The organism is Methylibium sp. (assembly GCF_013817365.1).
Lineage (GTDB): Bacteria > Pseudomonadota > Gammaproteobacteria > Burkholderiales > Burkholderiaceae_C > Methylibium.
The window spans coordinates 1-11,017 of sequence record NZ_JACDCU010000089.1; the positions used below are offsets into that span (position 1 = coordinate 1).

The following is an 11,017-nucleotide window of genomic DNA, read 5'->3' on the forward strand; positions in this document are numbered from 1 at the left end:
CCCTTCTTCACCGGCGTGTACGAGCGCATCTCGATGTGCGCCGGGTAGTGGTAAGGCGCCGTCTTGAGCGACACGTCCTTGGGCACATCGACCACCACCGGGCCGGGCCGGCCGGTGCGCGCGATGTAGAACGCCTTCTTCATCGTGATGGCCAGATCGCGCACGTCCTTGACCAGGAAGTTGTGCTTGACGATCGGGCGGGTGATGCCGACGGTGTCGCATTCCTGGAAGGCATCGAGGCCGATCGCCGGCGTGGGCACCTGGCCGGTGATGATCACCATCGGGATCGAGTCCATGTAGGCGGTGGCAATGCCGGTGATGGCATTGGTCACGCCCGGGCCCGAGGTCACCAGCGCAACGCCGACGTCGCCGGTGGCACGTGCATAGCCGTCCGCGGCATGGATCGCGGCCTGTTCATGACGCACGAGGACATGCTCGATCTTGTCTTGCTTGTAGAGCGCGTCGTAGATGTAGAGCACCGCCCCGCCGGGATAGCCCCAGAGGTACTTGACGCCCTCGGCCTGCAGGCAGCGAACGAGAATCTCCGAGCCGTTGGGATCGGCGCCGGGGTCGTTGGGTGAGGGATGCGGCTGTGCCGTTGCGGCACGCTTGATTTCCGCGGCAGACATGTCCATTTCAGAACCTCTTGGAATTTCTCTGACGAAACACCTTTGGTGCCCCTCTTCGCACCCTTGTGAGGTGGATGTGGGGCCTGCGCGATCAACAGCAAAGCAACCCGGGTGGGGCCGCTATTGAGGATCTAAAGAGCGTTGTGCGAAGCAGCATTATGTCACCAGCACCGCTGCGCTTCTCGACGAGGCAGCCCTGAAAAACTGCAATGACATAATCGTTGCCGCTTCTGCGCGCCGTGGCCGCGCGCCTTACTCCGGCTTGCTCGCAGGGCAGCTCCAAGGCCCGCCGCCGCCGGACAAAGAACCCTGGCACGCGCTTCAAACGAAGGCAGTGCAACCCATGAACTTCCTCTCCATTCCCCTATACGGCGCAGCGCTGCAAGCTCGCTGCGCCTTGCGGCTGCCCGCATCGCAGAGAGAGCCCGAAGAATGAAGCGGGCTGTGCCCCTGTCCGCCGGCATCCAGGCAAGTGTTCGCACGCCAGGCCTCGGTCGGCGCATGGGCTGTTTCATCTACGAAGGCGTGCTGCTGTTCGGCGTGGTGTTCGTCAGCGCCCTGCTCTACGCGGTGCTGACCGACCAGCGCAACGCCATGCAAGGCCGCGAAGGTTTGCTCATCATTGCCCTGGTGCTGATGCCGGGCCTCTATCTGGTGTGGTATTGGTCGCAGACCGGCCAGACGCTGCCGATGCAGACATGGCACATCCGCCTGACCACCGCTGGCGGCCAGCGCGTGTCGCGCCTGCGCGCGAGCATGCGCTACCTTGCCAGCTGGGTCTGGTTCCTGCCTGCCCTGGCGCTCTGGCACATCGCCGGCTGGCGCAGTGCCGGCGCACTGATGGCGGCGCTGGCGGGCGGCGTCGTCGGCTATGCCTTGCTGGCGCTGCTTCACCCGCAGCGCCAGTTCTGGCACGACGCCGTGTGTGGTACACGGCTGATCGACACACGCCCGGCAGCCGGCCCCAGCGCCGCGGCACCGCCCGGACGAGTGAGCCCTCAATGAGTTCGCGCTTGCCGGTCCCCTTTACCGTGTGCGTCTACTGCGGCTCGCGCGAGGGCGCGAACCCGGCCTTCGCGGAGGCGGCGAACGCGGTCGGCGACGCCATCGGCAAGCGCGGCTGGCGGCTGGTCTACGGTGGCGCGCAGGTCGGCTTGATGGGCGTCCTGGCAGATGCGGCGCTCGCCGCCGGCGCCAGCGTGGTCGGCGTGATCCCTCGATCATTGATGGAGCGCGAAGTCGGCCATCCGGGATTGAGCGAACTGCTGGTGGTGGAGACCATGCACCAGCGCAAGCAGGCCATGGCCGAGCGCGCCGATGTGTTCCTGGCGCTACCCGGCGGGATCGGCAGTTTCGAGGAATTGTTCGAGGCCTGGACCTGGCGCCAGCTCGGCTACCACGACCAGCCGATCGGCCTGCTCAACGTGGCAGGCTACTACGACGCGCTGATCGCTTTCCTGCAGCAGACGGTGCGCGAGGGCTTTATGTCGCCGTCCACGCAGGCGATGCTGGAGGTCGGCACCGAACCGGATGAACTGCTGGGGCGGCTGGAAGTGCTGGCACGAAGGGCGAAGGGCCGCGACGACTACAGCCGCACCTGAAGCCCCGGGGAAACTTCGCGCGTTTGGCGTGGCGCTCGCATTGCCGGCGCTCCCGGCGCGGACAGCCGGCAGGACCGCCCGCCGATCCGGATCAAACGGCCGCTTCGTCCGTCTCGCCGGTGCGGATGCGCACAGCCTGTTCGACGTTGGTGACGAAGATCTTGCCGTCGCCGATCTTGCCGGTCTTGGCGGCCTTCACCACGGCCTCGATGCAGCGCTCGACGTCTTCGTCCTTGACGACGACCTCGACCTTCACCTTGGGCAGGAAATCGACCACGTACTCTGCGCCGCGGTAAAGCTCGGTGTGGCCTTTCTGGCGGCCGAAGCCCTTGACCTCGGTCACCGTGAGCCCCGAAACACCGACCTCGGCCAGCGCCTCCCGAACCTCTTCGAGCTTGAAGGGCTTGATGACGGCGGTGATCTGTTTCATGGCGGCTCCGGGAAATTCGACTGATCGAATTTAAGCACGGAACTTCGAGGTGATCGGGTAGCGCCAGTCTCGTCCGAACGCTCGGTGAGTGATGCGGATGCCGACCGGCGCCTGGCGGCGCTTGTACTCGTTGACGGCGATCAGCCGGGTGACCCGCTCGACCACCGCCGCATCGAAGCCGGCGGCGACGATCTCTGCGATTCCCTCGTCTTCTTCCATGTAGCGCGCCAGGATCGCGTCGAGCACTTCGTAGGGCGGCAGGCTGTCCTGGTCGGTCTGGTCAGGTCGCAGTTCGGCCGACGGGGGGCGCGTGATGATCCGTTCGGGAATCACCGGCTCCGCGCCCTGCGCATTGCGCCAGGCCGCGAGCCGGTAGACCAGCGTCTTGGCAACGTCCTTGATGACCGCGAAGCCGCCCGCCATGTCGCCATACAGCGTGCAGTAGCCGGTGGCCATCTCGCTCTTGTTGCCGGTGGTGAGCACGATCCGGCCTGATTTGTTGGACAGCGCCATCAAGAGAGTGCCGCGACAACGCGCCTGGATGTTTTCCTCCGTGGCGTCCTCCGGCAGCCCGGCGAACTCTTCGGCGAGGCTGGCCTTGAAGGCCTCGAACATGGGCGTGATCGAAATCTCGTCGTACTGCACGCCCAGGCGGCGGGCCATGTCGCGCGCGTCGAGCCAGGAGATATCGGCCGTGTAGGGCGAAGGCATCATGACTGCGCGCACCTTGTCCGCACCCAGGGCATCGACCGCCACCGCCAGCACCAGCGCCGAATCGATGCCGCCCGACAGGCCGATGATCGCGCCCGGGAAACCGTTCTTGCCCAGGTAGTCGCGCACGCCCATGACCAGCGCTCCCCATGCCTGAGCTTGCAGCTCGGGCTGCGGCGCCAGCGGTCCCGTCACGCTGCCGTCGGTGCCCACATCGACCAGCAGCAACTCCTCGGTGAAGGTGCCGGCGCGCGCGCCCACATGGCCTTGCGCATCGACTGCGAACGAGCCGCCGTCGAACACCACCTCGTCCTGGCCGCCGACCAGGTGCGCATAGAGCACCGGCAGGCCGGTCGCTCGCGCGCGATGGGCCATGCGCTCTTCGCGCTCGCCGGCCTTGCCCAGGTGAAAGGGCGAGGCGTTGATCACCGCAAGCGCCTGCGCACCGGCCGCTTTCGCCGCCTCGGCCGGTTCGTCGAACCAGGCGTCCTCGCAGACCAGCACGCCGACCTTCAGGCCGCCTAGGTCCACCACCAACGGTCCCAGACCTGCACTGCGGCCCGAGACGAAATAGCGCCGCTCGTCGAACACCTGGTAGTTCGGCAGTTCGCGCTTCGCATAGCAGGCGGTGATGCGCCCGGCCTGCAGCATCGAGGCCGCATTGACCCGCCGCTGCACGGCGAGGGAACGCGTGCGAACATGCCCCGCATCGTCGAGTGTCTTGGGATGACCGACGACGACCTGCAGGTCAGGCAGATCGGCCAGCGAGGCGGCGCAGGCGGCCAGCGCCTCTTCGCAGGCGCGCATGAAGGCCGGGCGCAAGAGCAGGTCTTCGGGCGGGTAGCCGGTCAGCGACAACTCCGGCGTGATCACCAGCCGCGCGCCTTCGGCATGGGCCCGACGCGCGAAGTCGGCAACGCGCTTTCCATTGCCGGCGAGGTCGCCCACGGTGGCATTGAACTGGACGAGCGCGAGCTTGAGCGTGGCAGAAGAAGGCATGGAAAAGAAGCGTCCGGCAGTCTCGAAAGATGGTACCTGCGACCCCGACAAGTGGGTCGTCACCCTGCACGACGACCCGTCGAGCATCGATGCCGCTACCTGGGATGCCCTGCTCTCCACCAGCGCCTCGGCCAACCCCTTCATGCGGCATGCCTACTTCCTGGCGCTGCAGGAATCGGCAAGTGCCGTGCCCAAGACGGGCTGGGCGCCGCAGTTCCTGGCCGTCGAGCGCGGCGGTGTGCTGGTGGCCGCCTGCCCGCTCTACCTCAAGAGCCATTCCTATGGCGAGTACGTGTTCGACTGGGCCTGGGCCGACGCCTACGAGCGCGCCGGCCTGCAGTACTACCCGAAGCTACTGGCGGCGGTGCCCTTCACGCCGGTGCCCGGCTCGCGGCTTCTGGCGCGTGACGATGAGGCCCGCACCGTGCTGCTGCGCGCGATGCAGGCCCTCGCCGCCGACAACCACCTTTCTTCCGCTCACGTACTGTTTCTGGGCGAGGCCGACCGCGCCGCCGCCGAAGCGGCCGGCTGGATGCTGCGCAGCACGGTGCAGTTCCACTGGCACAACCGCCACGCGGCCGAAGGCGGCGAGCCCTACGCCGACTTCGCTGATTTCCTCGCCACCCTGCAACGCGACAAGCGCAAGAAGATCCAGCAGGAGCGGCGCTACGTGCGCGAGGCCGGGGTCGACTTTGAAGTGCGGCAGGGCAAGGAAATCGCACCGGCCGACTGGGACTTCTTTTACCGCTGCTACACCACCACCTACCGCGAGCACCGCTCCACGCCTTACCTCACTCGCGACTTCTTCGCCCGCATGGCGGCGACGATGCCGGAGCACTGGCTGCTCTTCACCGCGCGCCAGGCCGGCGAGCCGATCGCCACCTCGCTGATCGCGCTGGATCCCGAGCAAGGCCATGCCTACGGTCGTTACTGGGGCCACGCGCCCGGCAGCCCGCCGGTCAACTGCCTGCATTTCGAAGCCTGCTATTACCAGCCGCTGCAGTGGTGCATCGAACACGGCTACCGCCGCTTCGAAGGCGGCGCCCAGGGCGAGCACAAGATGGCCCGCGGCCTGATGCCGGTGCGCACGCATTCCGCGCACTGGCTCAGCGACGCGCGCTTCACTGACGCGGTGTCGCGCTACCTGGCGCGCGAAGGCGCCGGCATCGAGGCCTACGTGAGCGAGCTCGACGAGCGCAACCCGTTCAAGCAGGGTGCCCGGGCCCGGGCCGCCGGCGAAGAGCCGCCGTCAGCCTGAGAAGCAAGCGCCGGCCATTGCGCGCCTCGTGCGATGCAGCAGCTTGGCGGGCAAACCGCCGTGCGGCGGCCGCTCCGGGACGAAGGCTCACTCTTCCTTAAAGTCACCGCCCAGTGCGAACACCAGCTGCTCGGGCAAGATGTACTTGCGCAGGGCAGCGTTGGCCTCTTCGACCGTCATGCGGCCCAGCGCGTCATCGACCTTCTGGGCCAGCGCAAACGTCCGGTCGAGTTCCAGATTGCCGGCCAACGTGGACGCAAGGCGAGCGTCTTGCGAGCGCGCGAGTTGCCGCGCACTCACCAGGCCGCGCTTGGCCTCGTTCAGTTCGGCCGCCGTGAAGCCGTCTTTCAGCGCCCGTGCGAGCTCTCCCTTGAACGCCGCCTCCACCTTCGCGCGGTTGCTCGGCGCAAAGATGGCCTCGGCCACCCAGGGCGAGTTCGGCTCGAAGGGATTCCAGCGCACGCCGCTGTAGACGCCGTAGGACAGGCCCTCTTTCTCGCGGATGCGCTGCCATAGCCGCGAGTTGCCGCCGGCGCCCAGCATGTGGTTGGCCAGCATGAGGGCGGGGTAGTCCGGGTCGGTGTCCGTGATCGGCAGCGGCAGCTGCACCGCCATCGTCGCGTTCTGCTTGTCGGGCGTGGCGAGCACCAGCCGAGCCGGCTCGGGCACGATCAGCGGATTCGGAACCCGCGCGTAGGGCAGCGGGCTTTTCCAGTCGCCGAAGCTCGATTCGAGCGCCCGCCGCACTGCCGCCACGTCCATGTCGCCGCTGGCGCCGAACTCGGCGTTCGAGGCGCCGTAAAAGCGGCGGTGGAAGTCGCGCACCTGCTCGGGCTGCACGGCTTTCAGGTCCGCCACGATCTCGTCGAAGGTGCGCGCGTACCGCACATCGCCGCGCAGGTACGGATTGCCGTGGCGTGCCATGGCGTTGTCGACGACTGCAGCGGGTTCCTTGCGCTGCTGCTCCACCGCCGTGATCGCTTGGCTGCGCTGTTCTTCGAGCACGGCCGGCGGAAAGGACGGTTCACGCAGCATCTGCCCGACCAGCTCGATCACCGCCGGCAACTGCTCGCGCCGGGTCGAAATGCCGACGTTGACCTCGCCGTTACCGCCGCCGATGGACACCACGGCGCGCAATTCGTCGAGCCGGTCCCGAATCTCCTGACGGCCCAGTTGCCGAGTGCCCTCGTTGAGTAGAGCGGCCACCATCGACGGCACCGCGCCCTGGTTGGCCAGGCTTTTCGCGTCACCGAAATGAAGCGCCAGCGTCGCCTGCACCGCATTCCCACGGGTCGGCTTGGGCAGCAGCGCGACCTCCATGCCGCTGGCCAACTCGAAGGTCTGCGTCTTCGCGTCGATGTTGGCCGGCGAGGCGTCGAAAGCCGCCACTGCAGCCGCGCCCTCCTGCGGCTTGAAGTCCTTGAACTGCGCGGCCACGTCGACGGCCTTGGGCACCGGCGCGCGCTGCGGATTTTCCGTTGGCAGGTAGGTCGCCAAGGTGCGATTCGACCGCAGCAAGCGCTCGGTGGCAACGCGCTGCACATCGGCCAGCGTCAGGTCGCGAACCCGGTCGCGCGTCAGGAAGTAAAGCCGCCAGTCGCCCTGGGCGACCGATTCCGACAGCGCCACGCCGACGCGCTCGGCATTGGTGAAGGACAGGTCCCAGGCCTTGAGCCACTTGCTTTTGGCGCGCTTCAGTTCTTCGGCTGTGATCGGCTCGCTGGCGACCGACTCGATCACCGACAGCATCTCGGCGCTGGTCTTGCCCGGCTCCTGGCCCGGCGGCAGTTCGGCGATGAAGAGGGCCACGCCGGGGTCGTAAAGACCGAAGGCATCGGCGCCCACGCTGGCGGCGAGTTGCTTTTCGACCAGGCGCTTGTGCAGCCGCCCCGAAGGCGCGTCGCCGAGCACGATGGTCAGGACCTCCATTGCTGCGTGGTCGGGGTGCGCGGCCGCGGGCGTGTGATAACCCGCGTAGAGCAGCGGCGTGCCGCCGTTGCGGCGCAAGGTGACCGCACGCTCGCCGTCCTGTACCGGGTCGATCGTGTAGAGCACCGGCACCACGCGTTCGGGCTTCGGGATGGGGCCGAAGAACTCGTGCACCCATTCCAGCACCTGCGGTACGTCGAACTTGCCTGAAACGACCAGCGTCGCGTTGTCGGGTTGGTAGTGGCGGCGGTAGAAGGCTTGCAGGCTGGCGATGTCGACGTTCTCCACGTCGCTGCGTGCGCCGATCGTGTCGTTGCTGTAGTTGTGCCAGTCGTACATCGCCGACAGCGTCTTCTGGTAGAGGATGCGGCCGGGGCTGTTCTCGCCCATCTCCATCTCGTTGCGCACCACCGTCATCTCGCTGTCGAGATCCTTCTTGGCGATGAAGCTGTTCACCATTGCGTCGGCATGCCAGGAGAGGAACCACTCCAGGTTGTCCTCGTTGGCCGCGAAGCTGGCGAAGTAGTTGGTGCGGTCGAACCAGGTGCTGCCGTTGGCCCGCAGGCCGCGCTTGGTGAACTCCGACCAAACGTTGGGATTCGTCGGCGTGCCCTTGAAGATCAGGTGCTCGAGCAGGTGGGCCATGCCCGTTTCGCCGTAGTTCTCATGGCGCGAACCGACGTGATAGGTCAGGTTGACGGTGGTGGTCGGCTTGGCGCTGTCGGGTACCAGGAGCAGGCGCAGGCCGTTGGCGAGGCGGTACTCGCTGATGCCTTCGACCGCGGTGACCGAGGTCATGCCCTGCGGCAACGGCGGGATGGCAGGCGTTTGCGCCTGCAGGGACGAACTGAGCAAACCGAGCGCAAGGGCGCCGGCCAGGATGAACTTCTGGAACATGGTGGGCAGGCCGTCGGAGCCGAGGCCAGGCTGGAGGAGATGGCAGTTTAGTGAGCCGTGTGGCCCGCGAGTTCCGCGCAGGCCCTCCTCTGGTTCATTGCACCCTCACGGCGGCGGGCACGCCTCTCAGGCCTCGCCGGGCCGTTCCCAAGAGGATTGAGCGCCCCTTGGGGGGGCCGCGAGCGAAGCGCCCTGGGGGTCGTCATCTCAGGCTGCGTTGCCGTTCGCGAGGTAGCTCGCCATGCCAGTCCTGATCTCCTCCTTGGCGGATTCGGGGCCTTCCCAGCCCTCGACCTTCACCCACTTGCCGGCCTCGAGGTCCTTGTAGTGCTCGAAGAAGTGCTGGATCGCCTTCAAGCGCATCTGGTTGATGTCTTCCGGCTTCTTCCAGTGGTCGTAGATCGGCAGGATCTTCGTCGTCGGCACGGCGAGCACCTTGGCATCGCCGCCCGCCTCGTCTGCCATCTTGAGGATGCCGATCGGGCGGCAGGTGACCACCACGCCGGGCGTCAGCGGGAACGGCGTGATGACCAGCACATCGACCGGGTCGCCGTCGTCCGACAGCGTCTGCGGCACATAGCCGTAGTTGCAGGGGTAGTGCATGGCCGTGGTCATGAAGCGGTCGACGAACAGCGCGCCGCTGACCTTGTCGACCTCGTACTTGATCGGGTCGGCGTTCATCGGTATTTCGATGATGACGTTGAACTCTTCGGGCGCCTTGGCGCCGGGGGTCACGTTGTGCAGGCTCATGAAGGCTTTCCGGGATCGCGGGGAAACCCGAATTCTAAGCAGCCGCCTGTCGCAGAACTGACCCTGGGCGCGCTTGGAACGCCCCGAAACGCGGTGGGCAAGCGCAGGAACACACCGCGCAATGCGCGTTGCGGCTTGTGAGGGCTTCCACTAGCATGCGCCGGCAACCCGGCCGGGGCCTGCGGCTTTCACAGCCCGGGCAGTGCGAAGCCGCGGTGTACCCGAGAAGACCCCAACCGAGGAAGGAGACTCCCCTCATGTCCAGTTCCCTGGCGCTCATCTTTGCGCTTCTGTGCGGCCTTGCCGCCGTCGCCTACGGTTTCATCCAGCGCAAATGGATCCTCGAGCAGGATGCCGGCAACGCGCGCATGCAGGAGATTGCGTTGGCCATCCAGCAGGGTGCCGCCGCCTATCTGGCGCGTCAGTACCGCACCATCGCGATCGTCGGCGTCATCCTTGCGGTCCTGATCGGCGTCTTCATCGACGTCACCACGGCGGTCGCCTTCGTGATCGGCGCCGTGCTTTCAGGAGCCTGTGGCTTCATCGGCATGAATGTCTCGGTCAAGGCCAACGTGCGCACCGCGCAGGCCGCCACGCGCGGCATGAAGGAGGCGCTCGACGTCGCCTTCAAGGGCGGCGCGATCACCGGGATGCTGGTCGTGGGCCTGGGCCTTCTGGGCGTGACGATCTTCTTCTGGTTCCTCACCGGCAACGGCCAGATCACGCCGACCAGCGGGCTGGCCGCAGCACTCAAGCCGCTGCTCGGTTTCGCCTTCGGCGCCTCGCTGATCTCCATCTTCGCGCGGCTGGGCGGCGGCATCTTCACCAAGGGCGCCGACGTGGGCGCCGATCTGGTGGGCAAGGTCGAGGCCGGCATCCCGGAAGACGATCCGCGCAACCCGGCAGTGATTGCCGACAACGTCGGCGACAACGTCGGCGACTGCGCCGGCATGGCCGCCGACCTGTTCGAGACCTACGCGGTCACGATCATCGCCACCATGGTGCTGGGCGCGCTGCTCGTCGTTTCCGCGCCGATGCAGGCGGCGCTGTATCCGCTGGCACTGGGCGGTTTCGCGATCATCTCGTCGATCGTCGGCTGCAGCGTCGTCAAGGCCACGCCGGGCATGAAGAACGTGATGCCGGCGCTCTACAAGGGCCTCATCGTGACCGGCGCGATCTCGCTGGTCGGCTTCGCCGGGGTCACCTGGTGGGTGATGCCCGACAACGCAATCTATTCGGAAGGCTCGCGGCTGCGCCTGTTCGGCTCGGCCGTCGTGGGTCTGGTGCTGACCGGGCTGCTGGTCTGGATCACCGAGTACTACACCGGCACGCAGTACGCGCCGGTCAAGCACGTGGCGCAGGCCTCGACCACGGGCCACGGCACCAACGTGATCGCGGGGCTGGGCGTTTCGATGCGCTCGACCGCCTGGCCGGTCGTGTTCGTGTGCGCGGCCATCCTGGCGTCCTACGAGCTCGCCGGCCTGTACGGCATCGCCATCGCGGCGACTTCGATGCTCAGCCTCGCGGGCATCGTGGTGGCGCTCGACGCCTACGGCCCGATCACCGACAACGCCGGCGGCATCGCCGAGATGGCCGACATGCCGCCGAGCGTGCGCGACATCACCGACCCGCTCGATGCCGTGGGCAACACCACGAAGGCGGTGACCAAGGGCTACGCCATCGGCTCCGCAGGCCTGGCTGCGCTGGTGCTGTTCGCGGACTACACGCACACGCTGGAAGCGGCCGGCCTGCTGGTCAGCTTCGATCTGTCGAACCCCTCGGTGATCGTGGGTCTGTTCATCGGCGGCCTGAT

The 11,017-nt window shown here is 67.0% G+C and carries 9 protein-coding genes; 4 read left to right on the top strand and 5 right to left on the bottom strand.

Translation table 11 applies throughout. The annotated features are described in order from the left end of the window. Positions 1-635: thiamine pyrophosphate-binding protein (locus H0W38_RS07760; RefSeq protein ID WP_292452653.1), on the bottom strand; the 635-nt coding region annotated here is incomplete at its 3' end. Positions 636-1,073: 438 nt separating this feature from the next. Here H0W38_RS07760 and H0W38_RS07765 point away from each other — a divergent pair. Both H0W38_RS07765 and H0W38_RS07770 read left to right on the top strand, forming a co-directional pair. Beyond that, positions 1,074-1,634: an RDD family protein gene (locus H0W38_RS07765; protein ID WP_292452655.1), complete on the top strand. Its 561-nt coding sequence runs from the start codon at positions 1,074-1,076 to the stop codon at positions 1,632-1,634. Then, complete coding sequence (locus H0W38_RS07770; RefSeq protein WP_292452657.1) at positions 1,631-2,230, top strand: TIGR00730 family Rossman fold protein; 600 nt, start codon at positions 1,631-1,633, stop codon at positions 2,228-2,230. The genes H0W38_RS07765 and H0W38_RS07770 overlap by 4 nt, the downstream gene beginning before the upstream one ends. Before the next feature lie 91 nt (positions 2,231-2,321). On the opposite strand, the gene H0W38_RS07775 is transcribed toward H0W38_RS07770, so the two are convergent. Further along, positions 2,322-2,660 carry a P-II family nitrogen regulator gene (locus tag H0W38_RS07775; RefSeq protein WP_292449043.1) on the bottom strand — a complete coding sequence of 113 codons (339 nt, stop codon included), beginning with the start codon at positions 2,658-2,660 and terminating at the stop codon, positions 2,322-2,324. Positions 2,661-2,690: 30 nt separating this feature from the next. After that, entirely contained in the window at positions 2,691-4,370 is a 1,680-nt protein-coding gene (locus H0W38_RS07780) for an NAD+ synthase (protein WP_292452659.1), read from the bottom strand. Here H0W38_RS07780 and H0W38_RS07785 point away from each other — a divergent pair. Then, the gene (locus H0W38_RS07785) at positions 4,369-5,628 is read left to right on the top strand and encodes a GNAT family N-acetyltransferase (protein ID WP_292452660.1); all 1,260 of its coding nucleotides are present in this window, start codon (positions 4,369-4,371) and stop codon (positions 5,626-5,628) included. The genes H0W38_RS07780 and H0W38_RS07785 overlap by 2 nt on opposite strands. A gap of 87 nt (positions 5,629-5,715) precedes the next feature. Here the strand turns inward: H0W38_RS07785 and H0W38_RS07790 are convergent, their stop codons facing one another. Continuing rightward, positions 5,716-8,454, bottom strand: coding sequence for a pitrilysin family protein (locus tag H0W38_RS07790; RefSeq protein WP_292452661.1), 2,739 nt, complete (start codon positions 8,452-8,454; stop codon positions 5,716-5,718). A 207-nt stretch (positions 8,455-8,661) separates the two neighbouring features. Further along, a complete protein-coding gene (gene ppa / locus H0W38_RS07795) occupies positions 8,662-9,204 on the bottom strand; it encodes an inorganic diphosphatase (protein WP_292452663.1) in 543 nt (180 codons plus the stop codon). 257 nt (positions 9,205-9,461) lie between these two features. Between ppa and H0W38_RS07800 the strand changes: the two genes are divergently transcribed. Next, positions 9,462-11,017: sodium-translocating pyrophosphatase (locus tag H0W38_RS07800; RefSeq protein WP_292452665.1), on the top strand; the 1,556-nt coding region annotated here is incomplete at its 3' end.